This is a genomic window from Burkholderia ambifaria AMMD (assembly GCF_000203915.1).
GTDB lineage: Bacteria > Pseudomonadota > Gammaproteobacteria > Burkholderiales > Burkholderiaceae > Burkholderia > Burkholderia ambifaria.
The window spans coordinates 403,349-427,922 of the sequence record NC_008390.1 but is presented as its reverse complement, the minus strand read 5'-3'; the positions used below and the strand labels follow the sequence as shown (position 1 = coordinate 427,922).

Genomic DNA, 24,574 nt, shown 5'->3' with positions numbered 1-24,574 from the left:
CCCTTCGACTCCCCAAAGAGGTGGTTTTAACGTCCTACCCAGGCGGCCCGCCCGGGCGATTTGCTCGCTTATGAATTTGCCGGTTTGGGCAGATCAGCGACAAGTCGCAGAGAAATCGAGAGTTCGTCGAGCTGAAAGTGCGGGCGCAGGAACGCGACCGAACGATACGAGCCCGGCTTCCCCGGAATCTCTGACACTTGTATGGATGCCTCGCGCAGCGGGAATTGCGCCTTCTGTTCCTGCGATGCGTTGTCGTCGAGCAGGACGTACTGCGAAATCCACCGGTTGAGGAAAGTCTCCACGTTCTGCGCCGATGCGAAGCTGCCGATCTTGTCCCGCATCATCGCCTTCAGGTAGTGCGCGACGCGCGATACCGAGAAGATGTACTGAAGCTGGGCGGACAGGACGGCATTCGCATTCGCGCTGTCGGTGCTGTATTTTTTCGGTTTCTGCACCGATTGCGCGGCGAAGAACGCAGCGTAATCCGAGTTCTTGCAATGAACGAGCGGGATGAAGCCGAGGTCGCTCAGCTCCTTCTCGCGGCGATCGGTGATCGCGATTTCGGTCGGGCACTTCAGCGCGACTTCACCGTCGTCGGTCTTGAACGTGTGGGTCGGCAGATCCTCGACGAGGCCACCGCCTTCGACGCCGCGGATCGCCGCGCACCAGCCGAAGTCGTCGAACGCGGCGGTCAGGCGTGCCGCGAATGCCCACGCCGCGTTGCACCACAGGTACTTGTCGTGCTCGGTGCCGTCCACATCCTCGACGAAGTTGAAGTTCTCCGCGGTCTGGCCGTCCTTCGGATTGAACGGCAGGCGGCCGAGGAAGCGCGGCAGCGTGAGGCCGACGTAGCGCGAATCCTCGGAATCGCGGAACGACTTCCACTTCGCGTATTCGACCGTGTCGAACACCTTGCCGAGATCGCGCGGCTTGCCGAGGTCGGAGAACGACTCGAGGCCGAGCAGCTCCGGCGACGCCGACGCGATGAACGGCGCATGCGCGGCGGCCGCGACGTGCGACATCTGCTCGATGAAGTACATGTCTTCCGGCTGGCGCGAGATCTCGTAGTCGCCGATCAGCGCGCCGAACGGCGAGCCGCCGAACGTGCCGAACTCTTCTTCGTAGACCTTCTTGAACAGCGCGCTCTGGTCGAACTCGCTCGCGCCCTTGAAGTCGCGCACGAGGTCGCGCTTCGGGGCGTGCAGCGCCTTGATCTTGATCGTCTGGCCCGTGTTGCTTTCCTTGACCAGGTAGTCCATCCCGCGCCACGTGCTTTCCAGGCGCTGGAATTCCGGCGCGTGCATCACCGCGGAGAGCTGCGTGGAGATCAGGCGGTCGAGCTCCGCGACGCGCGCGTCGATCGTCGCCGACAGGTTGTCCGACACGATCACCGTGCCGTCGAGCACCTGGTGCACGAGTTCGCCGATCAGGTCCTTCGCACGCGCATGCTCGGAATCGGATTTCGCGACCTTGCTCTTCTCGACGATATCGTCGAGCAACGAAGTCCCGGCGGCGTATTCCGCGCCGCTCGCTTGGGCCGCAGCCGTTTGCTGGTTCATCTCAATACTCCGTCGTCATTCGCCGTCTTTGTCGCCGCCCGTGCCCTTCGCGAGCTCCTGCAGCTGCTGCGTGTTCTTCAGCACTTCCGACAGCAGATCCTCGAGCTTGTCGTTGCCGGCGAGCTTGTTGCGCAGGTCGGCGAGCTTCGAACGCGCGTCGAGCAGGCGGCGCAGCGGCTCGACCTGTTCGACGACTTCGTCCGGGCTGAAATCCGACAGCGAACGGAACTTCAGGTCGACCGCGAACTTGCCGCCTTCCGGGCTCAGGCGGTTTTCCACCTGAAACGCGGCGCGCGGCTCGATCGCCTTCATCACGTCGTCGAAGTTGTCGCGGTCGATATTGACGAACTTGCGGTCGCGCAGCTTCGGCTGCTCGATTTCCGACTGGCCCGCCAGATCGCCGACGACCCCGACGACGAACGGCAGTTCCTTCACCTCGATCGCATCGCCCTTCTCGACCTCGTAGGTCAATTGGACGCGCGGCGGCCGAATTTTCTGCAAGCTTTTCTGAATGCTTTCTTTCTTGGCCATCTCGACGGCTCCCAGGTTAGTTGTGGTTATCGCGTCAGTTGCGGTCAGTTGCGCAGCGCGCTGAATGGATCGGCCCCGCCCTTCTGCCCGGCGGCGGCCTGCGGTGCCGCAGGCGGCGTCGGCGCGGTCGTTGCCGCTTCAGCGGCCGGTGCCGCACCGGCCTTCGGACGATGAACGATACGGCGCGGCGTACGCGCCTTCGTGACGCGTTGCTCCGGCGGGAACAGCGCCGATTCGCCGAGCGTGTCACGCAGCTGCTTCGCGAGCGCCTGCGCGTCCGACTTCGCGTCGCCCGCGAGCGATGCGTCCTGGCGCAATTCGCCGAGCGACTGCGTCGCGATCCGCAGGCCCGCGACGGCCAGCACGCTCTTCGCCTGGCGGTCGGTCGCGTCACGCTGCAGCGCTTCCTGCGCGGCGACGATCGCCTGGCCATAGTGGTTCTGGGCAAACTGGATCTGCGCGATGCGCGACCACGGCTCCTCGCGCGTCGGATCCGCCTTCGCGAGTTGCTGGTACAGGCCGAGCGCCTTGTCCTGGTCACCCGACTTCGCAACGGCGTCCGCATCGGCCAGCGACTTGTTGAACACCTCGGCAGTCGGCGCCGGCGGCTGGCTCGCGCAACCGGCGATCACGCCGCAAGCCAGCACTACCCCAGAAAGTTTTGCGAAGAGACGGTCTTTCATCTTATATCCACCGGCGCGTGAGTATTAAAATCGTTGAGAATCTGGTTCTTTTGCTTTGCATGAAGCGCGCGGGTATAGTACCGATCAATTTTTCATAATTCAATCGCTGCGTGCAGAGTAATTCCTTTTAAAACCGAGCGCTACCCCTCGAAACGCCTCCGGCAAAGGCCCGGCGGCGGCTTTCCCGTCGACCGGAATGCGCAAGTTTTACTTGGCCAGCCAGGCGTCGCCGGGGCGACGGAAAAATTTTCCGGAGGCGCGCTGCGCCGCACGTTTGCTTAATAGTTGAACACCAGATAAGCCGGACAGGCGCGGAGAGCGCGGAAAGCCCGGTAGTTTTGACAGGGGAGTTAAAGGCGGCACGCCGGAAATACGATGAGATCAATGATTCGCTATGCGCTGCCGCTCATTGCCTGCGCGCTCCTGGCCGGATGCGCGGCCGCCCCGTTGCTCGGCTCCGCCGCGAGCGCCGTGCTGCAGGCTGCCGGCGTCGGCAAGCCCGATCTGCCGGATGCCCAGAAGCCCCCGCGCAACATCGGGCTCACGCTCGCCGCCGCGCCCAACCTGAATGCCGCGAACGATCGCAAGCCGCTCGCATTAGTGGTAAGACTCTACGCGCTGAAGGATCCGACTTCGTTCCAGCAGGCGCCGTTCGACGCGTTCACCGATCCGACCAAGGAAAAGGCCGCGCTGGGCGCCGATCTGCTGAACGTGCGTGAAATCACGCTGATTCCGGGCCAGCGCTATATCGCGACCGAAAAGGTATCGCGCGAAGCGCAGGCATTCGGCATCGTCGCGCTGTTCCGCGATCCCGCCATCCAGCGATGGAAACTGACGTTCGACCCGGCGAAGTCGGAGAAATCCGGCATAATCATCGGCCTGCATAATTGCGCGATGACGGTCACCGATGGCTCCGTGATCGCCCCGCAACAAGGGGCGCCTTCGCAACCGCTGAATTTGCTTTCGTCGGTCAGCTGCGGTTAAAGACATGACGCGCGAATGTCAATTAACAAGAGTTAACAATTGGCGAGTTAATTCGGGCATGACCAAATCGATTACATCGCAACGCCACATTAACCGGATTTGACATGAGTTATTCGGCCAAGGTGCTGTGGGGGGAAGGGCTGTTCCTCCGGCCTCAACACTTTCAGCGGCAGGACGCCTACCACGAGGCGCGCCTGTTCGAATCCATCCAGGCGATCCAGCCGTACAACTGGGGCGTGCGCTCGGTGCGCATCGATCGCGATGCGCTCGGCAGCAACGTGCTGCGCGTGGCCGAGCTCGCGCTCGTGTTCCCGGACGGCGCGCTGTATGCCGCGCCGCAGGCCGACGACTTGCCGCCGCCGATCGCGCTCGACACGCTGCCCGACGGCATCAACGAATTCGTGTTCTACCTCGCGCTGCATCCGCTGCGCGAGAACGGCACCAACTACAGCGACGATCCGGCCGCCGGCTTCATGACGCGCTTCGTCAGCGAGCAGACGAGCGTCGCCGACAACTTCACCGACGCCGCCGAAGCCGACATCACGTTCCTGAAGACGCAGGTCAAGCTGATCGCGCACAGCGAGCCGCGCGACCAGCTGCTGTCGGTGCCGCTCGTGCGCGTGCGCCGCACCGCGACGTCCGGGTTCGAGATCGACGACAGCTTCGTGCCGCCGTGCCTCGCGATCGAGGCTTCGCCGATCCTCCACCAGCGCTTGCGCCAACTGGTCGACGCGCTGCAGGCGAAGGTCAACGCGCTGTACGGTTTTCACCGCGAGCCGTCGAAGAACATCATCGAGTTCCGCTCGGGCGACATCGCATCGTTCTGGCTGCTGCATACCGCGAACGCCGCGTTCGCGACGCTCGCGCACTTGCACCAGCATGCGGCGCTGCATCCGGAACGACTGTTCCAGGAACTGCTGCGCCTCGCGGGGCAACTGATGACGTTCTCGAAGGGCTATACGCTCGCCGATCTGCCCGTGTATCGCCATGACGATCCCGGCCCGAGCTTCGCGCGTCTCGACCTGATGCTGCGCGAGCTGCTCGACACCGTGATTTCGACGCGCTACTTCGCGATCACGCTCGACGAGGTGCGTCCGTCGTTCCACCTCGGCCGCCTCGATTCCGGCAAGATCGACGACAAGACCGAGTTCTACCTGGCCGTGTCCGCGGACATGCCGAACGTCGAGCTCATCGATGCCGTGCCGGCCCGCTTCAAGGTCGGTGCGCCCGACGACGTCGACAAGCTCGTGCTGTCGGCGATGCCCGGCGTGCGGCTGTCGTACACGCCGCAGGTGCCGCCCGCGATCCCCGTGCGGCCGGGCGCGTGCTATTTCTCGCTCGATTCGCGCGGCGCGTTGTACGAGCGCATGCTGCAGGCCCAGTCCGCGATGATCTACGCGCCGACTGGCATCAATGACCTGAAATTCGAACTGATCGCGGTCACCTCATGAGCTACGCGCCCTCCCTGTTCGGCGACAACACGCCGGCACCGCTGCAGACCCCGGCGTCGACCGACGCCGCGTTCCAGGCCCGTTCGCTGGTCGACCTGCTGTACGACGGGTTCTTCATGCTGTTCCTGCTCAAGAACGGCCGCGAGCCGGACAGCGCGAGCGAGTTCAGCACGAAGATCCAGGAATTCCTGTCGGATTTCGAGCGCGGCGCGAAGAAGCTGAATATCGCCGCGGAAGACGTGTACGCCGCGAAGTTCGCGTATTGCGCGGCGGTCGATGAAATGGTGCTGTCGTCGCAGTTCAAGATCCGGACCGACTGGGAGCGCCGGCCGCTGCAGCTCGTGCTGTTCGGCGAGCAGCTCGCGGGGGAGAAGTTCTTTCAGTATCTCGAGGAATGTCGCGCGCAGGGCGCGGCGCGGTTGCAGTCGCTCGAGGTGTTTCATATGTGCCTGCTGCTCGGCTTCCAGGGCAGGTATCTGCTCGAGGGGCCGGAGAAGCTGGCTTATCTCACCGCGCGGCTAGGCGACGAGATCGCGCATATGAAAGGCAAGCGCGCGCCGTTCGCGCCGCATTGGCCGCTGCCCGATCAGATCGCGCATCGGTTGAAGCGTGAGGTGCCGGTGTGGGCGATCGGGGCGGTGTTCGCGCTCGTGGCGCTGCTGGGGTTTCTCGGGCTCAATACGTATCTCAAGGACAAGACGCTGCAGGCGTTGGCGCCTTACTCGCAAGTCGTCAAGGTCGGACCGGAGTCTGCGAATTTGACGATTTCGTTGCCTTGAGGGGCTGGTCTCGTTCTGCGCTGATGCTTCATCGAAAAAGGACCGCTCGGCGGTCTTTTTTCCTGTGGCGCGCGGCACGTTGCGCGCGTCGTCAGAGCAGGACGAACTCGTCGTTGTCGACGTAGAACACGAATGCATCGAACAATTGCGCGACTGTTGGTTCGTCGACCTGGTCATGGGCGTTGATCACGATGTCTTCGAGCGTCGCGCTGTTCAGCGTCACGCGCCAGCCGGGTTGTGTTGCGATCGCGGACGGCGTGGCGGCATCGGAGAACGCGCCCTCTGTCTCAAGCGTCCATGGCATCGGCGGCAGACAGAGCCATCCGGAGAAATCGCCCGGGCTTTCGAGAATGTGTTTCAGCGACGCTGTGGTCGCGACGGTGGTCGACATGGGTTGCACAGTTGTAACGGGAAGTGCTTTGCGGGGCGCCGCAGGGTCGCTTTGGCAAGTCGTCATTATGCCAACTCCGCACGCATGAGGTTGGACCTACAACCGTTGTCGACTCATGCTCCGCCGCCCATCAATCGAGGCACAGCGTGATCGCCTGACTCGCGAAGATCTCCGTCAGCCCCTGCTTCAGGCGTTCGAGTCGGTGGGAAGGTCATGGTCCGTGAAGCCGACGATGGGGACGCCGTCCTCGAACGTGTAGGTCGCGACGTTCGCAAAGAAAGAATCTGAAGTCCATTGCGCGTGGCACCTTACGGACGAACACGCCAGTTCCATCGAGCGCCTCGAAGGAAATATCCTTGCCTAACAAGAATCATCCGTTATCCGAAATGAACGAATGGAGCATCTCCAAAACTTCCTCTCTCGAATAAAAAAAACTCTTCTCCTACGCTCATCCCCCCGAGCACATCAAATATTTCATTGAGCCTCTTATCCCCATAGCGATACACCCTCGCATCGAGGGACTTTAGATACACAAATTTCGCAAGCACTTCAGGATCATAGGGTTGTTCAACAACGAAATCGATTACCTCACGCACCAGTTGCAATTTCTCGTCACGATCATTCATTTTCAGCACCTACCGGTCAGGCAATTCTGCTTTGATACTCGCCAAAACACTTGGCGCAAACAGAGACAAGCTTGTCGAAGACAGCCGCATGTTTCTCCTCGAAATCCGGTCCAAACGGCGCATCACCAGGCTCAGGCAGACTAAATTGTTTCGCGACCTCCGTCGAGACGAAGTACGAAATGTCGGGGCGTCCGTCTCCCAGCCAGTCGATGTCGTAACGGAGCATTTCCAGGCGCCCTGCATCCGTTTTCATGTCGGCCGCGATATCGCTCGAAACGTGTATCACATCGGTCGCGCCATGCGATTTACAAAGTATCCTGCCCATGCCTCATCCTATTGACGTTTCCCGTTCGCAATTATCCACTTGATGGTTTCGCGCGTTGTGGTTGGTACATTCTGCGCACCGCCCGCTCGCAAGATGTCTCCGACGTGCGTCACGCAACTGTTGGTATTTTTTGTCATACCCGCCATCGGGATGTCCCAAACGCTTGGTTGCTCTTTGTACGTTGCGGTAGCATCCGGCAAATCGACGTGGATCGTGTTCTGAACCGTAGACGCGGGCGCCATATGCTGCCCAGTAATAACAGTATTGTGCTCAGGACTGAGTCCCGTGCAATACAGAACTCCGTCTTTGGGCGCCTAGCCTTTATTCGTCCAACTTCGTGGGGTAAGTTCGTCGGCGGTCTTTTTTTCCTGTGGCGCGCGGCGCGGTGCGTGCGTCGTCAGAGCAGGATGAACTCGTCGTTGTCGACGTAGAACACGAATGCATCGAACAATTGCGCGACCGTTGGTTCGTCGACCTGGTCATGTGCGTTGATCACGATGTCCTCGATCCTCGCGCTGTTCAGTGTCACGCGCCAGCCGGGTTGCGGGGCCGTGGCGGGCGGCATGTCGGCTTCAGTGTGGTCGGCGCTTTCGGTGAACGCGCCCTCTGTATCGAGCGTCCATGGCGTCGGCCAGCCGGAGAAGTCGCCGGGGTGTTCGAGGATGTGCTGAGGGAAGCGACTCGCCGACAACACCCTTGGAAGCCCGCCATCTTCTAGCACGTCAAAATCCGAGCAATGTCCTCAAGCTCATCAACGGAAAAATCACTCACAGCCTCAAGAGAAACTCCGTAATCCAGATCAAATTTCACATTGAACTGCTTTCCCATATACTCACAACATAAAACATCAGCCTCCGGCAGACGGACGACTTTTTGGAGGGAAATTCCCCCCTTCCCCACCAGCAATGCACTGCGAACGCTCTCGAAATCCAGAGCGTCCAAATTCTTCGAATTAAATTCCCGCATCGTTAAGTACCTTATCGCAGTCAAGATCCCCGATCGTCTTCCAATACCGGACTCGATCGCTTGGACGACCCGATTCTGTAGTTGTACACGCCTTCACCTTGCCCGGCTCGAATGCGAGCCTGATTACGCAATTTATGTGCAAGTCGCGCACGCCCACTCTTTTTAAGTTTGCATAGTTGCACAATTGCTGGGCGATTCCATTTTCCTCACGCTTACACCAACAGCGGGTCCGAACGTCGCTTAGCGATCCCCCTCTCGAATCTGTTCCCTGAGCCCTACCAATCCCAAGACATCCGTCCACTCGAGAGGATTTTGCGCATACGCGTTACCTGCGCCCGATTCGCCGGTGGATAAAGGCAATCTTGTTGATCAGCATTATTGACGCCGCCGACCAAACCGAATGGGGATTTCGATAATGAATAATCTGATACGGACAATTACCTCCCATCAAATCTTTACCCCAATTGAAGGAAAAACCTCCCAAAATCACCCCCATCATCATAGCCACCATCTTCCGATAAAAACAAATACCCCACCCCATCAGACAAAATACCGGTCGTTAATGGAAGCGCCAAATCGAGATCACCGCCGTATATCGAAAGCCGACGCCGAAACCTTTCGATATTGATCGGCGACTGGAGCCAAGCATCGACACCATCAACCTTGGACGCTAAATTTCCATCATCGTCGATTTCTTTACTCATCGCCCTCTCCATTCTTCCACGTTCCAGCACAATACCCTGGCTTTCGCGTCGCTCAGAATCACCTTCATCATAAGCAATCACTACTGCATCAGATCGCCCGTCTCGCGCGCGAAGTTTTCTGTAATGAGTCACAGTGCGCATCTCATAAGGAATAGACACGGATATCCATCGCGCACCGCTCACTTGATCGGAGAACCATGTTGCCGGCACGCTAAATAGGTGGACCAAAGGCTGCTCGTCAGCGCCAGTTGGCCATTGAATGCCTGAAGGAAGCTTGACGCCGCCGCCGACATATCCATCTCCTGGCCTAGGTCCCTTGTTGCTAAAGATCACTTCGGTATACATATTCGCCACCCCATATCATTCGCCAAATCAACACTTGAGCCACCTCAAATATGTGACCGAAATCGATTGATTTATCAATTAATGGCTCCCGACATACCCCCAGGCAACGCCCTCAATACGAATCCAATCGCATGAGAATTTCAACGCAACTTGGTTCTTGCAAGAAAACCGAACGGACACCCGATCATCAATATCCTTTAAATCAACCTCTTCCACGATATTTTTTTGCCCCCATTGGAAAAACGAAAAATCGCACACCCCAACAAACGAAATTCCGATATAAATCTCATCGTAATTTTGCGGCCACCGCGCAGGGTGCTTTATCGGTCTTCGTTCCGTTGCAAACCTAACCGATATCCTTGGCTCGTCTCGAGCGACACGAACCTCGGTTAGCTCTGCTCCGATAAGAGAAGGAAATTCTCCATAAATTGAAGTGATCGCCTGGGGATTCATCACTTTCGTTGTCGTATTCATTTCCTGTTTTGATAGTTGCAGCAGTAATGATCATCCATATATTCGCGCACCAGATTGCCGACCGGATCGAAGAAGAACTGCACGCGGCTGTATCGATTCACCGCGTCGATCAGCCTGCCGCTCCGATCGTAGACCAACCGTTCCTCGCTTGCTCCCGCGTTCTGCCAGCTCAATGCCTCGACCATCACCTCGCCGGTGACCGAACTGATGAAGTCGGGCGACACCTCGGTGCCATAGTGCTCGGCCAGAAATCCCTGAATCTCGCGCACGCTCATGCCGCGGGCGTACATCGCGATGATGCGTTCGTCGAAGCCGGTGAAACGGCGCTCTTGCTTGGGGATCAGGATCTGCTCGAAGCTGCCGTCGCGGTCACGAGGCACGTCGACCCGGAGCAGGCGCGATCGGTGATGACCGTCTTGCCACTGGCTCCATTGCGCTCGTTGGCTTGCCCGGGCGGCTTGGGTTGGCCCGGAGGGTAGCCCAGACGCAGATTCATCTTGGCGCCCATCGCGCGCTCAATGATCGTCTTGTTGAATGCCAGCATCAGATCCTCTACCTCGGCCGGCGTCATCGGCCCCTTGACCAGTTGGTCAAGTAGTTCCTTGGGCAGTTCGGGCGGCGGCCCTCGGGCCGCTGCCTGACGCGCTACAGTTTGTCTTTTCTTCTTCATCGGCATATCCATGACCTTTACCTCTCATGATATGCCCCGCCCACAAAATGACGGATAGGTCCGCCCCTCCGCTGACCTATTCTTCTTAGTTGAGTTCGGCGACCCATGTTGCAGACATGCTCTAATCGACCGCACGAACTGATCGCTATCCTGCAAATGGAACGATCTTTGAGGTGCCCCGCTCCACAAACTCACACCCGACTAGCTTTCCGTCCAGTACAAAGCAAGAACCCGTATATACCCCGTTCTTAATCCCATAATTCTGCAATGGTGTATCGGGCGGCAACGCCTCCAGCTCCGTTATCAAACTAGCAAGTCCAAACGTTTTCAATTTGAGACTCGCAGTATTGGTCTGGCGCGACTTCGCCTGAGCAAGGACAAAAGACGCTCGCTCAACGCGAGGATAGCCAGGAATTTCAACCACATCCGCAGAGATCAGAACGGAATCTAGGGCGCCCTTCCATTCGTTGGCGGACATGTTCGCCAACATCCTCGTGATGCGTTCGATTCCGCTCGTCATCGACATCGCTCCCGCGAAACATGCACACTTGTACGGGTACCTGTTTGCAACATTTCTGCCTCAATCATTGATATGCGTCCAGCCCCATGTCCAAGAATCGCCATGCGCAGGCGCTCCGGCACCGCAACCGGCAACGTCCTTTCCGGCCGCACCGGGCTCGGACGAGAGGCCGGCGTCTCCCTAGTCTGCACCGGATCGATGATGTTGCTCGCAGGATCGAACGCGAACCGTTGCTTCGCGACCGGACTGATCGCCCCGATCAACCGTCCTCGCCATCAAGCAGCATCCCGTGCACATGCCCGAAACCGTACATCAACCATGTCGACCAAATGCCCTACAAACCAATCAAGTACTTCGAGACTTTCGGATACTCGCTCATGAATTCGCTAGATTTCAGAAACGAAATAAATCCAGCCCTCTCTTCGCCGCTCGACTGCAGCACATTTCTCATCAAAGAATCAAAATCTCCGTATTCAAATTCAATCCCCACAATCGTAACTGCCCATTGTTTTTGAGGAGCTCGATCAATTATTCCACCAATTTCACGAATCAATGCGGGGTAAAATATGTGGCGATCGGTCGCCTCCACGACATTTCGAGTTCGATCTTGAATTCCAAAATCGTCTGCATCCGAGAACGTTCTAAGAAGTTCCACTACAACTTCATAGCTCATGTTCTCCTCAGCTGCTTTCAATAGCCCTAAGAATTCATCGCATTTTTCTTCGCTTGCGAAATCCGCACAGGCATGTAAACAGTCACGCCATCGGTCAAAAGAAAAATTCTCCGCCATTGCATCGCCTCACTTTTTCAACGTACCTCGGCACTTTGCATATGCAAGCACTTCTTGCATCGCTTCGTTGTACTTGATTGGATCTCCGACGGAGCGAACAACACGTCGAGGGTCGAGAATTTCGGTGGCCATCGCCTGCCGATAGTTGCCGGACGCACTCCTAGTTCGTCAAGCGATCTCGATACTGTTGAGAGGCCGCAGAATTCTTATAGCTCGAAGTCGGCGTGTCAGTGGGGTGCATGGGAATGCTGGGCCATCCCTATAACTTCCGGTACTCACTTATATGGTTTTCGCCCACTGCCCCCTAATTCGCATTTTTTGCAGCGGATCGTCCTCTCGCACATAGCGGTCGGTACTCATCCACTCCGGCGCGGTGCCCCCCTCGACAGGTTCTGCCACATCTACGCCAGCGGTACCAACGTCCCCGGCTCGCAGATATAGTGCATCCCATGCTCACCATCGCTTTCGTACGCCAAGGTGTCACCATCCCGCCCCCGAACATCGTCCGCTCGCCGTTCGCCTCCTTCGCAATACGGCGACCGAGCCCCGGATCCTTGGCGACGGACCGTCTCAAGTCCGGACGTACTACCGAGGCGGTTTCGTGCAACTTCGTCTCATAAGGATGCATTCCTTCGCCGTATTACTCGTATTGCTCCAGTTCCAATCTGATCAATCTTTCGAGATCCATCGGCGCCATGAGTGTCCCGCGATCACTCGGTGCCGCAAAGACAGCACAAATTCGCTGATCATGCGCCATCCCTGGCAGCCATCGCTCTAGAAAATCGTCTAGAGCAATCGCCTTTGGACGAAATCCTTGCCATTCATCAGTCGCGCACAACTTTGCGAACTCCTCCTCAGGCCAGAAAGGCACCACTGTCGTCGCCCCCGTGCGAGCAGTGGCCCACCCCTGATCAAAGAGGCTCCAGACAACTTCAAAATCGGCGACCTTGCGAATGAAATATTCGCATCGGGATTGCGCATCGAGTCGCAGCACGTTCTCTATCTTCTTTAGATGTGCTGTCATTAGTAACCTCCGATTTGATGCTGAGTCTTATGTAGGTCGGCGTCTTGCAACTCAGAATGTCTGTAGCAGTAACCATTCTTTGCTTCAGTCTCCCGCCCGTGAGCAAGCTCCTTACCAGGCGTCCGGGAGTTCCGTGAATTGCCAGGTAGCCGAACCGACGTACGATTGCCGGTAGCGATGTGCCTCAATTCATTTCGCACCCACCCTCTTACCCAACTTGGTTGCAACGGATCGTCGGCTAGGGCCTTCAGTCTTTCCTGCTTGTTGGATCGCCCGTGTGATCCGTCACAGCAAAGAGGGCACAAAAGCTTCGATGCGAGACCAAGCGGATCCGTCCACACGACAGGATTTTCCGCATATTGGAAAAGGTTGATCCCCCCTTGGAGCCCTATCGGATCGTTGCTGACAAACCGGCCGGTACTCGGATCATAGTACCGGTGCCGGTTATACGAGAGCCCCGTCTCATCATCAACCTGCTGCCCCTGAAACCGCAGCGGGTTCTTCACCACGATCCCCGCCGCCTTCGACGCCCGCGCAATAACCTCGCGCGCTTCCCCCCAAGCCTTGTACGAAGCCTCCCACACCACGTCACCATCGCCATCAGTCAGCAGCTGCGGCGTGCCGATCTGGTCACAGTGATAATAGAACAGCACCGCGCCGCCTCGCCGCTCCGGCACCTTCTGCAGCGGATCCTCCTCGGGCACATACCGATCGGTACTCTTCCACTCCGGCGTCGCGATCCCGTCGACCGGCTGCGCCACATACTGCGCCAGCGGCACGAACGTCCCCGGCTCGTAGATATAGTGCGTGCCCCGCCCGCCATCGCTCTCGTACGCGAGCGTGTCCCCATCCCACCCGAACACCGTCCGCTCGCCGTTCACTTCCTTCGCAATGCGCCGACCGAACGCGTCATAGAAATACCGCGCCTGACTCTGCCGCGACGTCTCCGCAACCCGCGCAGACAGCAAGCGATTGAACTCGTCCCACTCGTATTCCTGCTCACCCGCCGGCGTACGCTTGCGCACCAGATTCCCGCGCGCGTCGTACTCGAAGTGCATCCCCGCATAGGCCTTCAGCAGGTTGCCCAGCACCTTGGGCACCTCGACCGGCAACGTGCTTTCCGGCCGCACCGGGCTCGGACGAGAGGCCGGCGTCTCCGTGGTCCGCACCGGATCGATGATGTTGCTCGCCGGATCGAACGCGAACCGTTCCTTCGCGACCGGACTGATCGCCTCGATCAACCGTCCGACCGGATCGTATCGATAGTCGATCCCACCTTTGCGGCTATCCTCGATGCGCGACAACTGCCCCGCCGCGTCATAGCGATACCGCCGCTCGGCAAGCGGCGCGGGCGACGTCGACCGTTGAATCGTCTGCTGCAGCACGCGCCCTGCCGGATCGTAGTGCGTGCGCTGACCGATCTTGCTCGACAGCACGCGCACCGTCTCGCGATGAAGATCATCGCGCTCGAACTGCACACGTTCCTCGCCATCGAGCAGCATCCCGTGCACATGGCCGGAACCGTACATCAGCCAGTCGACGGCATGCCCATCCGGCCGCACGGTCCGTCGCCGGTTGCCGAGTTCGTCGTATTCGTGATGCCACACGTAGCTGCGTCGTTCGCCGAACAGATCGTACGCGTGATGCTCGCGCACCAGATTGCCGATCGGATCGAAGAAGAACTGCACGCGGCTGTATCGATTCGCGGCGTCAATCAGCCGGCCGCTCGGGTCGTAGGCAAACCGCTCCTCGCTCTCCCCCGCGACCCGCTTCAGCAGACGGCCGTTTGCGTCGACATCGATCGACGTCACGCAACCCGCCTCATCGACCGAAACAAGGCGGCCGCTGTCCGGATCGTATTGATAGCGCGTCGACTTGCCGTCGAACGCAACTTCCTCGATCAGCCGCCCGGCCGGATCATAGTGGAACTGGTACGTCGCGAAGTTGGCATCGGTCAGCGCACTCAACCGGCCGAGACGATCGTAGCGATACGCAATCGTCTGCCCGAGCGCATCCGCGCGGCTCGCAATGCGGCCAACCGCATCGTAGCCATATCGCGTCGATCGATTGAGTTGATCCGTATGCGTGAGCATTCGCCCTTCGGCGTCGTACTGCACGTGTTCGACACCGGCCGGCGAACGGATTTCCGTCAATTGGCCATTCGCGCCATAACCGTACGCAACCACGCCACCGGATGCGTCCTTGGTCTCGATCACGCGGCCAATATCGTCGTACCGCCACTCCGTCTTCTTTCCGGAGCAGTCGGTATAGCGGGTGACCTGGCCCGCCTCGTTGTACTCGAGTACCTTCGAGCCGCCCTTCGCATCGGTGATCTGCGTCGGCAATCCCTTGTCGCTGTACTTGTACTTCGTCGAGTGCTCGAGCGGATCGATTTCCTCGACGAGGTTGCCCGCATCGTCGTACTTGCGCTGCCACACGTGTCCGTTCGGATCGACGAGCCGGATCATCTGATCCTTGTCGTCGTATGCCATCGCGACGACGCTGCCGTCCGCACGCTCGTGCAGGACCAGATTGCCGCGCGCGTCGTATTCCCGCCGCTCGATGCTGCCATCCTGGCGGATATGCAGCACGAGGTTGTGATGCGCATCGCGCCGGAACCACTCCTGGTTGCCGTCCGGGTACACGATCCGGTACACGTAACCATGAATATTGAAGTAGTAGCGCGTCATCTGACCGAGCGCGTCGGTCACATAGGTCAGGCGGATATTCGGGTTCCACGCGAGCCGGAGTTCGAGGCTGCCGTCATCGGCATATTCACGGATGCATTTCGCGTTCGCGTTGTCGTCGGCATCCGCACCATCCCATTCGAGCGTCATCCCGCGGCCGGTGCGGTCGGTGTACCGCGTCACAAGGTGACGGCGATATTGATACGTCCGCGCATTGCCGTGCCGATCGACCGCGCGCACGAGGTCGCCTGCCGCGTCGTACTCGTAGCTCGCCAGCGTACGGCGTGCACCGTCCTTGAGCACGTGCTCGATCTGCAGGATCCGGCCATGCTTGTCGTGCTCGAACGCGAGCACATTGCCACTGGAGTCGATCAGGCGCGCCAGGCGATCAAGCGCATCGTAGTCGAGCGTGATCGTATTTCCGGCGCGGTCTTTCTGCATCGCGAGCCGGAACGCGTCGCCGCGGCGCTCGTACACATGCAGCACGGCGTGGCCGTATGCGATCGTCACCCACGTATCGTCGAGCCGCGACAGCGTCAGGTTCTCCGACAGATCGTCGTGCACCGCGCCGGCTGCAAGCGCCGGATACTCGATGCTGCGCCCTTCCGCATCGCGATAGATCCACTGACCGTTCTTGATGTCGATTCGCGTCGTATAGGGGGTAATCCACCGCGCACCCAGTTCGCCGTCGTCATACGCGGAAAGCCGGGAACGGTACGTCCGCTCCCACACGAGCGGCAGCGCGCCGGGCAGGTCGAAATCAACATGCGAGAACGTTTCGTCACCGAACGCGAAATCGATGGATGCGGGCGATGCCCCGACGCCACAAGACTTGCACGCGCTCTTCCCCGGCCCTTCGGATGGGGCTTGCCCGTTGGTTTTCTCCAGCCCCTCCTGCCCGCGCGTCTTCTTCGCCTGGCTCGTCCCCGCCGCCTTGACGTCCGCACTCTGCTCATGGAGCTTCGCGCGTGCCTTGACGCGTGCGACAGCCTCCATCAACTGCACGACCAGCCACATCATCTTGCCTTCTTCGCTGCCGGCGAGCGAACGGATCGACGTCGCGATCTTCGGCGCCTCGGTCCGCAGGAACGTCACCGTGCCGCGAAACGGCTCGAGCCATGCGTCGGGCGCGAGCGTCGCCATGGTGCCCGCCGTCTTGTTCACGGCCTTCTTCCCGAGCGCCTTGGTGCCTTCGTACGCGAACTGGATGCCGTCGCCGACGCGGCTGGGGCTGTACCACGGCCGGGCGTCCGCCAGCTTTTTGGCGAGCTGCTGCTGGCGCCTCAGATTGGCGTTGGCGTCGAAAAGCTGCCCGTGCAGCGCCTTGTCCATGCCCGTCGCCAGCGCGAGCATGATCTCCTCGGCTTTCGATGCGCATCCGTCGAGCAGCTCGACGAGGCCGGCCTTCAGCTTGTTGAGAAAATCCTCGATCTCGGTCGCGCAAGTCGCGTTGATATGCGTGACCAGCACGGAGATGATCGCCGCGCCGAGATTGCTGCGTGTCGCCAGCAATTCGTGACGGACGAGCGCGAGCAGCGGGCGCGCCGACATCCGGAACGGCGCGAGCGTCGGCGGAATCGGAATGATGCCGAGCAGGTTGATCGCGAGGCTCATGTAGTCGAGCACCTGACCGCCGCGCTTCTCGACGATCTCGGCAATATCGCCGAGCGCGTCGACCATCGCCATGATGTTGCCGACGATCGGCACCGCGCCAGCAAAGGTCTTCACGTCCTCGAACGTGATGTGGTTGCCGCTGATCCGTCGCAACCACGCATCGAAGCGGTTGCCGCCCGCGGCGACATCCTTGGGGGAAACATCGCTGAGCCAGGTAACGGCCTGTTCCTTCTCGGCGCCCGGTGGAAGTTGTTGTGCCATGTCGTTTTTCGTTCAATTCGTTTTTTTCAGACGGCTGACAAGCCGCCCTCTCAGGATTTCAGCGGTCCGCCAAACCCGGGGGTCGGCAGCTTCATGCCGCCCGCGGCTGACGCCACCGTCGTGGCGCCCTTGCCCGAGATTCCAGCGACGCCGGGTAACGCTCCCTGCAGCGCCCCGGACGCGGCATTCGCGGCCGGCGCGGCCAGCGCCGCAAGTCCACCCTGACGTGCGGCCTGCACCATCCCGGCCACCTGCTTCGCTGCACCGCTCAGGCTGGACGCCGTCCGCAACGCCGACACGACGCCCGCCCCACCGAGTGCACTCGCGGCAGCCGGCAATGCGGAACTCGCGAGGCCGCCAAGCACAGCGCCCGCGCTGCCGCCGCTCGCGAGCCCCATCGCCGCCGTGGTCGCCGCGGGCGCCATTCCCTGCAACTGGCTCGCAAGCTGCCCGCTCGCCGCTGCCTGCGCGGCTTCCGGCGACGGCTCGACCGGCTCTGCCGGCCACTTCACCTGCTTGAAGTAATTCGCCGGCTGATCCGACTCGCGCGGGTCCTTCCCGAACTCGACGCGTACCGCGCCCGGCGGCAAACCGCTCACGACCGTATAGCCACTGTTGTCGAGCGCGCCTTTCTTCAGCACGGCGCCGTTCACGTCTTTCACCGTGAACAACCCACCCTTCACCGCTTCGCCGTTCACGTACTTGTGAATCAGCTCGAGCTGCCCCGGCTGATCCGGCCGCGGGCTCGGCAGCGGATAGCCCATGCTTGCCGGCCCCGCGAACGTATGCGACGCGCCCTTCACGTCCACCGCGCCCGGCGTATGAATCTCGATGTTGCCGCCCTGGATGCGGATATACCCGCCGCCGCTGGTCAGCAGAATTCCCTGATCAGCCGCGATCTCGATCCGGTCGGTTGCGGACACAACCTTCACCGCCTTCTGCGCGGTCACCTCGACGTTGTCCGACTGCGCCTGGATCTCGACCTTGCCCTTGCCAGCGAACAGCTTCATCCCCGCGTTCTGCACGAACACGCTCAGCTTCTGCCCAATACTGCCGATCAGCGACTTGCCCGCCGCGACATGCACGCTCTGTCCGCTCGCGACGTTCACGTGATCGTTCGCGACCATGTGCAGCGACTGTTGCGTCGACATCCCGATCCCTGACGGGCTGCCGAACAGCATCACCGGCTCCTTGAATGCGTTCGCGCTGCCCGTGCCGCCGCCTGCCGTTCGCCCGCCCGACGTGCTGCCCGATACGTTGTTCTGCGTTGCGTCGGTGAACGCGCGCATCGTGTCTTGCGCGTCCTTCAGGCTCTCCGCCTGATGCTGCTCGCTGACGCCCGACATCGCCTCGACCAGGCTCTCCCCCGTCACGAGCTGCTGCTGCGCCTCCTTCACGTCGAGCGGCTGGCTGTTCGGCGCCTTCGGATGGGTGGTGACGTACAGGCCCTGGCTCGCCCGTACCGCGCCATACGCATCCGAGCGCAGGTCGAACCCGCTGCCCAGATACGAGCCGCGCGAATTGCCGTTCTGGTCGATGATGTAGCCCAGATGCAGCAGGCTGTTCGCGCTGCTGCTCATCAGTTGCACGCGGTTCTGCCCGGTCGCGTCGTCCATCACGAGCTGGTTGTAGCCGCCGCCCGAATACTCTTTCGACCGATATCCGGACAGAATCCCGTCGCTATGCCACTGCGGCTGGTTCGCGCCGTTGTACACGCGTCCGACCGCGAGCGGCCGGTCGCAATCGCCGCCGACATAGTCGATCAGCACTTCCTCGCCGATGCGCGGCACATGCACGCCGCCGTAGCCGCCACCTGTATCCGACTGCACCACGCGCACCCAGCACGACGCGTTCTCGTTGCCCGGGTTCAGACGGTCCCACACGAACTGCACGCGAATCCGGTTCAACTCGTCGGTATAGACTTCCTCGCCCTGCGGCCCGACGACGATCGCCGTCTCGAGATGCATCTTCGGCTTCTCGTGTTCGAACGGGCTGCGATACGGCACGCTCACGCGCTGCGCTTCAACTTCGACGAGGTAGAAGCCGACCGAGCCGTCGTCATGCGGCACGCGAAACGCGGGATCGGCACCGTAGCCTTCCTGCGCTTGCGTCAACGCTTCGCGCAGGCTGTACGGAAAGTCCGCGCTGCTGCTTGCGACGGGCAAGTTGTTCTCGATCCACCACTCGACACCGATCGCCGCGAACTCGCGCTGGTCTGCCGGATCGCGATCGTGCTCGGGATGATCCGACAGCACGAAGCGCCGGCCGGCATCGATCGCGCGCACGCCGCCCGCGCCATGGAAGCGCTTCGCCCGCGACTCCCATTCCTCCATGCGGATCTTCGTCAGATGGTCGCCGCGCGTCTGGTCCAGATACGTGTACGCCCCGGTGTACTCGTAGACTTCGAGCTGGTCGGGCAATTCGCCCTGTCCGCCCATCGTCGGCAGCGTCGTGCCCTTCGGGTTCGACGGTTGCGACGGATTCTTGTAGTCGAACGTGCGCGTCGTCCGCGTCACGCTCTGCAGCGTGCGCGTGCCCGACCATTGCGTGAACGCGTCGGCTTCGCTCGCCGCGCCGCCGCGATAGAAGCGCACGGTCTCCGGCGACAGCGACGCGAACGCCTGCAGGTTGTCGGTGATCACGAGCGTATGGGACTTGCCGTCGTCGGCCTGCTGCCACGTGCTGTAGAGGCCTTCGCTCTCCATCAGCCGGTGCACGAAATGCCAGTCGGTGTCGTGCTGACGCGTGTATGACCGGCTCGGCAGCGGCTTCGACAGCGCAAACCGAAAATGCCCCTGCGCTTGCGGATGCTGATTCAGCACGTCGCTGATGATCTGGTCGACGGTCGTGTCGTTCCAGAGGCGCTGGTCGCGACGAAACTTCAGGAAATGGGTGAAATCGGCGAACGTGAGCTGATAAGTCGTGAGCCCGCCGTCGGCGCCTAGGCGGCGCGCGGTATGGACGTAGCCGTTGACCGGCCGGTAGCTGCGATCGCCTTGCTGGATCCACAACGTAACGGGCTGCGCGATCAGTTTTTTGAGTTCCAGATCGCCATCGACCGACAGCACGTCGAGCGTGAATTCGTATGCGCGCCCGATGCGGGCACGGCCGGCCGCCCGCTGCACGGTCAGCACGTTGGCCCCCAATGGCGTATCGAGCTTCAGCAGCCGGTCCTGCTGAAGCAACCCGCCGCGCAATGCGGCAATCGTGTTCTGCATGTTCATGGCAACGGCCTTTTCTTCTTGTGACGCGCCCTCGGATGGCGCGCAATGCGATTTCGCTCGCGCGATTTTACAGACAAATTACGGCATGAAAGGAAAAATGGCCCTGATTTAAAAGCGCATTTCTAAACGCATCCCATGCCGCGTCGTCACGCTGCACCGCACCGCCGCCCGCTGAAATCGATTGCAATCAGGGCCAATTCGACTTTCGGCGCGCGCTGGTTGCGAGTAGTGTCTACGTGCCCGTATGCCGGCCCAGCCCGAGCACGCTCGATGCCCGGCGCACCATTACCACACTGAACACTGGAGATCTGCGATGAAACGTTCGAAGTTTCTGCTGTCGGGGCTGCTGCTCGCGTCGGCCCTCGGTTTCACGGCCGTCGCCGCGCACGCGGAAGACCTGCTCGACTCGGTGAAGAAAGCCGGCGTGCTGCGCGTCGGGCTCGAAGGCACGTATCCGCCGTTCAACTCGCGCGGCACCTCGGGTCAGCTCGAGGGTTTCGACGTCGACGTCGCGAATGCGGTCGCCGGCAAGCTCGGCGTGAAGACGCAGTTCATCCCGACCGAATGGAGCGGGATCATCGCGGGGCTGCAGGCCGGCAAGTTCGACGTGATCGTCAACCAGGTCACGATCACGCCGCAACGCAAGGAAGTGCTCGACTTCAGCCAGCCGTACACGTACTCGGCCGCGCAGCTGATCCAGCGCAAGGACGACACGCGCAACTTCAAGTCGCTCGAGGATTTCAAGGGCAAGAAGCTCGGCGTGACGCTCGGCACCAACTACGACCAGATGGCGCGCAGCGTGCCGGGCATCGAGGTGCAGACGTATCCGGGCGCGCCGGAAAAGCTGCGCGACCTCGCCGCGGGCCGAATCGAGGCGACGCTCGACGACCGCCTGATGCTGCCGTACATGATCAAGACGTCGAATCTGCCGCTGCGCTCGGGCGCGGTGCTGAACGGCGGCAAGCAGGAGATGGCGATCCCGTTCCGCAAGGGCAATCCGAAGTTCGAGAAGGCGATCAACGATGCGCTGGATTCGCTGCGCAAGGACGGCACGTTGAAGAAGATCTCGATGCACTGGTTCGGCAGCGACGTGACGGTGCCGCTCGCGCAGTAAGCGGTTCGCCGCGCTTTCATCGCGTCACGTCCTTCGCTGCGGCGAAGGCGTGACGCTCTTCCGCGGGTCTGTTCGTTTGCCCTCAGGCAGCTTCGTCGAAGCGCGCGAGCAGCAGCTGTCCGATCGGCGTCAGCGCCGGGCGTGCAGCCACCGCATTCACGCGTACCTGCGTATCGTCAACGAGCCGCTTTTCGACGAGCACGGCGAAAGCCGGGTTCGACGGGTCGACGCTGTCCGGCGCGCGAGCAATGCGCAGCAGCATCGAAAATTCATGTGGACTCAGCATGGTCCGTGTCTCCTGATCGTCCGCGATTCAACTCAATCGGCGTCGATCGTGTTTTCAAATGGAATGGCGCGGTAAATGGTCGGTGCGCTGTCGGGAGCGAGATCCCGGTTGGCCGCTTGCGCGACGCGGGCACGGCGTCGCGTGCGGGGTGCGCACGCCCGGATCGCGACGATGGTGCCGCGACGGGAATGTGCAACGTTAGGGGCGCAGCGTGACGCGGGCGTGACAGGGGAAGGGGGTGGAGTGAGGTGGGCTGGGTGGTGGGATTGTCCGGCGCGGGAGGCTCGCCCATCAGTGCGACGTGGCAGATCGAGACGGATTGCGCCGAAAAGAAAAGGGGTTACGGAAAAATTCCGTAACCCCTTTTCGGATTTGGTGCTGCAGGAGTCGAGCCTGCCACCTGATGATTACAAAGCTTCTCGGGCTTACTTCCAGATCAATGGTTAGCTAATGACCAGTTCTACAGATGTGGCGAATGAGTATCTCTGAAACACTGGTCGTTGCTAGCGGCTGCAGGGGATTGTCGAACTGTAGAAACCCCGTGTGGGGATCAAAAATACTTAATGAATTTTCTCGGCATCCAAGCTTGCAAGGATCGCAATTTGAGGCGTCGTGATGAAAACTGCGCGTTCCTCAATAAGGGAGGACAACCCAACTTCAGAGAAGTCCGATATCAATCAGGCAAACAATGCTCGTATTTTTCCGGGAGCAAGCTGTAGGCTCCCCACGCGTCTATTTTACATGCAAGGATTCCATCATTCTCTTTGTAGAGGCTCGCATAGAACAAAAGCATGCGCCCAATGGCGGAACTAGAGATCTTCTTGCGATCATTGTGTTCGGGCCATGTATATACCTTTACTTGAATACCTTCGTCGGATTCTAGGGTCAGCTTGTCGCGGCGGTTCAGGCGAGACACGGAACGCACCCGGCCATAGAACAGGTGAGCGTTCGGTGGCGGCTCGTCCGTCAAAAGGGCGATGTCAAAAAGTTTGTCGACCAGAAGCGTTGCGTACTGGCTATCTGGGAAAAAGAAGCCGCGCGCAAGGTTTCTATCGAAATTTCGGCAGATAGCCAGTACCGTGGACAGCTTACTTGGCAAGAAGAAGCGTTCACCGGTGTGCCGACCTAGCGGAACTTCAGTGAGAGGGCCGTCGGGATCTTCGATTTGTGTGAGATTGTATGCACCATCGGGATCCATTTCGTCGATTGGTTGCACGGGGGGTTGATTCTGCCACCCTCCAACTATGACCAGTTCCTCGCTCTGGGCGGCGCGCTTCAGCTCTTCTTCAGTGGTGTAGTGCAACCCTGGGCCACGTTTTGTGCGCAGACTGCACGGTACGTCCTTAAACGCAGGCTGGTGCTTGAAGTGCGCTGTTCGGCTGTTTGTAAACACATCCGCCGCCTTCGGGGTCCTGCTCAGGGGAGTCGTGCAGGCCGGACAGAATATTTTGCCGGCCATTTCCGGACGATATTCGGGCGGCTCGATGGGTTCCCCAGTGCTCCGCAATTCTTCCGCGCTCTGCGTTCCGTATACCCAATCTTTGTGGTGTAACGCGTACGGGATACGATGGCTGCCCTCTTCCACGACGTCCTCCGAAGGTTCAAATGACAATGCGAGCCGCTCTCATAATTTAGGTTGGCATTATTTGTCTAATCAATCAAGCGCGAAGCCACGCGATGGTTGCAGGAAGGTCACAAATGCCCCTTCAAGCGACAAAGTGCTTGCACGGTCATAGCCATCTTGATTAGCGAAAAAAATGCACCGGTTTCAGCTAATCGGGAAATCGCGCTTTTCCCACATCTTCAATAAGGCACGCGGACAGGCGTGACTGAAAAATCGAACCGTATGCGGTGTACGCAACATAAGGAGAGCGGTCGCGACGTGTATGCGGATGATGACGTCTATCGCGCTGTTCGAGAGATGGTCGGTTTACCGCTTCGAGAGGTAACGGATCTAGCTTACTTGACCGGTCAGCGGCCTGCAGACGTTTTGACTATTGATGAGCGTGGCACACGTGTCGAAGTAATCGCAGTACGTCGAACAAAACGGGACCGCGATTGCGCATCGAGATAGTTGGGATGTTGGCTCCGTTGCTGGAAAGACTCACGGCTAGAAGGCGAATCACAATCCAAGGTCGACAAGGAGGGCCGCTTGGACGAGTCGCGCTATGCAGCTTGTCGACAGAAGGAACAAATTGCAATGTCGCATCGATGTCGCTGCACAGGTAAGGTTCTGGCAGCAAACGCGTCCGCTCTTCTTGATAATCAGCGAGGCGCTGACCAGCGCTGTCCAGGTCTTGGCACTCACCAAACGTGGAATGCCACCCGCTTCTGAGAATTCAGTTAGATCTCCCAGCAAAAACTCTTGCAAGGATTTGGTGGCATGTGTGCCCCCCCGATCGGCCGTCGATATGTCTTTTTAACATCTTCTTTTTGTAGAACAAAAAAAGCGGGTCCCATCTCTGGGACCCGCTTCGGTATTGGTGCCGGCTGCAGGACTCGAACCCGCCACCTGATGATTACAAATCAACTGCTCTACCAGATGAGCTAAGCCGGCGTAAGCGCG

General features: G+C 60.0%; 21 protein-coding genes, 1 tRNA gene and 2 pseudogenes. 4 read left to right on the top strand and 20 right to left on the bottom strand.

The annotated features are described in order from the left end of the window. Positions 1–68: 68 nt before the first annotated feature. From tssC to BAMB_RS01935, 3 genes are read right to left on the bottom strand one after another with little or no spacing between them, the layout of a single operon-like run. Positions 69–1,559: a type VI secretion system contractile sheath large subunit gene (gene tssC, locus BAMB_RS01945; protein WP_006751237.1), complete on the bottom strand. Its 1,491-nt coding sequence runs from the start codon at positions 1,557–1,559 to the stop codon at positions 69–71. A gap of 15 nt (positions 1,560–1,574) precedes the next feature. Continuing rightward, entirely contained in the window at positions 1,575–2,090 is a 516-nt protein-coding gene (gene tssB, locus BAMB_RS01940) for a type VI secretion system contractile sheath small subunit (RefSeq protein ID WP_006751238.1), read from the bottom strand. A 44-nt stretch (positions 2,091–2,134) separates the two neighbouring features. Continuing rightward, positions 2,135–2,773: a tetratricopeptide repeat protein gene (locus tag BAMB_RS01935; RefSeq protein WP_011655822.1), complete on the bottom strand. Its 639-nt coding sequence runs from the start codon at positions 2,771–2,773 to the stop codon at positions 2,135–2,137. A 375-nt stretch (positions 2,774–3,148) separates the two neighbouring features. Between BAMB_RS01935 and tssJ the strand changes: the two genes are divergently transcribed. The 3 genes from tssJ to icmH all read left to right on the top strand — a co-directional run bounded on the left by tssJ (position 3,149) and on the right by icmH (position 5,987). Continuing rightward, positions 3,149–3,757, top strand: a complete 609-nt coding sequence (gene tssJ, locus BAMB_RS01930; protein ID WP_011655821.1) for a type VI secretion system lipoprotein TssJ — start codon at positions 3,149–3,151, stop codon at positions 3,755–3,757. Between the two features lie 104 nt (positions 3,758–3,861). Next, entirely contained in the window at positions 3,862–5,208 is a 1,347-nt protein-coding gene (gene tssK / locus BAMB_RS01925) for a type VI secretion system baseplate subunit TssK (RefSeq protein WP_006751241.1), read from the top strand. Then, positions 5,205–5,987: a type IVB secretion system protein IcmH/DotU gene (gene icmH / locus BAMB_RS01920; protein ID WP_011655820.1), complete on the top strand. Its 783-nt coding sequence runs from the start codon at positions 5,205–5,207 to the stop codon at positions 5,985–5,987. The genes tssK and icmH overlap by 4 nt, the downstream gene beginning before the upstream one ends. A gap of 91 nt (positions 5,988–6,078) precedes the next feature. On the opposite strand, the gene BAMB_RS01915 is transcribed toward icmH, so the two are convergent. From BAMB_RS01915 to BAMB_RS01885, 14 genes and pseudogenes are all read right to left on the bottom strand, one after another. Next, complete coding sequence (locus BAMB_RS01915; protein ID WP_041491075.1) at positions 6,079–6,378, bottom strand: DUF7716 domain-containing protein; 300 nt, start codon at positions 6,376–6,378, stop codon at positions 6,079–6,081. A gap of 377 nt (positions 6,379–6,755) precedes the next feature. Continuing rightward, complete coding sequence (locus BAMB_RS33275) at positions 6,756–7,004, bottom strand: hypothetical protein (protein WP_227739462.1); 249 nt, start codon at positions 7,002–7,004, stop codon at positions 6,756–6,758. Positions 7,005–7,020: 16 nt separating this feature from the next. Then, positions 7,021–7,329: a hypothetical protein gene (locus BAMB_RS01910; RefSeq protein ID WP_011655817.1), complete on the bottom strand. Its 309-nt coding sequence runs from the start codon at positions 7,327–7,329 to the stop codon at positions 7,021–7,023. A gap of 397 nt (positions 7,330–7,726) precedes the next feature. After that, positions 7,727–8,020, bottom strand: a complete 294-nt coding sequence (locus BAMB_RS01905; RefSeq protein WP_011655816.1) for a DUF7716 domain-containing protein — start codon at positions 8,018–8,020, stop codon at positions 7,727–7,729. Positions 8,021–8,043: 23 nt separating this feature from the next. Continuing rightward, a complete protein-coding gene (locus tag BAMB_RS33270; protein WP_045554947.1) occupies positions 8,044–8,295 on the bottom strand; it encodes a hypothetical protein in 252 nt (83 codons plus the stop codon). A 455-nt stretch (positions 8,296–8,750) separates the two neighbouring features. Then, a complete protein-coding gene (locus BAMB_RS33265; protein ID WP_082089589.1) occupies positions 8,751–9,344 on the bottom strand; it encodes a hypothetical protein in 594 nt (197 codons plus the stop codon). Between the two features lie 78 nt (positions 9,345–9,422). After that, a complete protein-coding gene (locus BAMB_RS33260; RefSeq protein WP_011655815.1) occupies positions 9,423–9,818 on the bottom strand; it encodes an immunity 50 family protein in 396 nt (131 codons plus the stop codon). Positions 9,819–9,979: 161 nt separating this feature from the next. Then, positions 9,980–10,488 (bottom strand): annotated as a pseudogene (locus tag BAMB_RS01900) (transposase); the annotation flags it as partial. A gap of 145 nt (positions 10,489–10,633) precedes the next feature. Next, the gene (locus tag BAMB_RS35120) at positions 10,634–10,966 is read right to left on the bottom strand and encodes a hypothetical protein (protein ID WP_127456376.1); all 333 of its coding nucleotides are present in this window, start codon (positions 10,964–10,966) and stop codon (positions 10,634–10,636) included. Positions 10,967–11,342: 376 nt separating this feature from the next. Next, positions 11,343–11,798: a hypothetical protein gene (locus BAMB_RS33250; protein ID WP_011655814.1), complete on the bottom strand. Its 456-nt coding sequence runs from the start codon at positions 11,796–11,798 to the stop codon at positions 11,343–11,345. 312 nt (positions 11,799–12,110) lie between these two features. Beyond that, positions 12,111–12,339 (bottom strand): annotated as a pseudogene (locus BAMB_RS36240) (RHS repeat-associated core domain-containing protein); the annotation flags it as partial. 99 nt (positions 12,340–12,438) lie between these two features. Next, entirely contained in the window at positions 12,439–12,822 is a 384-nt protein-coding gene (locus BAMB_RS01895; protein WP_011655813.1) for a DUF2750 domain-containing protein, read from the bottom strand. Next, a complete protein-coding gene (locus BAMB_RS01890; RefSeq protein ID WP_011655812.1) occupies positions 12,822–17,384 on the bottom strand; it encodes an RHS repeat-associated core domain-containing protein in 4,563 nt (1,520 codons plus the stop codon). The genes BAMB_RS01895 and BAMB_RS01890 overlap by 1 nt, the downstream gene beginning before the upstream one ends. A 50-nt stretch (positions 17,385–17,434) precedes the next feature. After that, positions 17,435–20,608 (bottom strand): type VI secretion system Vgr family protein, encoded by a 3,174-nt coding sequence (locus BAMB_RS01885; protein ID WP_011655811.1) that lies wholly within the window; start codon positions 20,606–20,608, stop codon positions 17,435–17,437. Positions 20,609–20,921: 313 nt separating this feature from the next. Between BAMB_RS01885 and BAMB_RS01880 the strand changes: the two genes are divergently transcribed. After that, positions 20,922–21,722 (top strand): cystine ABC transporter substrate-binding protein, encoded by an 801-nt coding sequence (locus tag BAMB_RS01880; RefSeq protein ID WP_006751250.1) that lies wholly within the window; start codon positions 20,922–20,924, stop codon positions 21,720–21,722. 82 nt (positions 21,723–21,804) lie between these two features. Here BAMB_RS01880 and BAMB_RS01875 read toward each other — a convergent pair whose 3' ends face one another. The 3 genes from BAMB_RS01875 to BAMB_RS01870 all read right to left on the bottom strand — a co-directional run bounded on the left by BAMB_RS01875 (position 21,805) and on the right by BAMB_RS01870 (position 24,565). Next, a complete protein-coding gene (locus BAMB_RS01875) occupies positions 21,805–22,008 on the bottom strand; it encodes a hypothetical protein (RefSeq protein ID WP_006757125.1) in 204 nt (67 codons plus the stop codon). Positions 22,009–22,681: 673 nt separating this feature from the next. Next, positions 22,682–23,593 carry a hypothetical protein gene (locus tag BAMB_RS35115; protein ID WP_011655810.1) on the bottom strand — a complete coding sequence of 304 codons (912 nt, stop codon included), beginning with the start codon at positions 23,591–23,593 and terminating at the stop codon, positions 22,682–22,684. Positions 23,594–24,489: 896 nt separating this feature from the next. Further along, positions 24,490–24,565 (bottom strand) — tRNA-Thr (locus BAMB_RS01870). Positions 24,566–24,574: the final 9 nt, after the last annotated feature.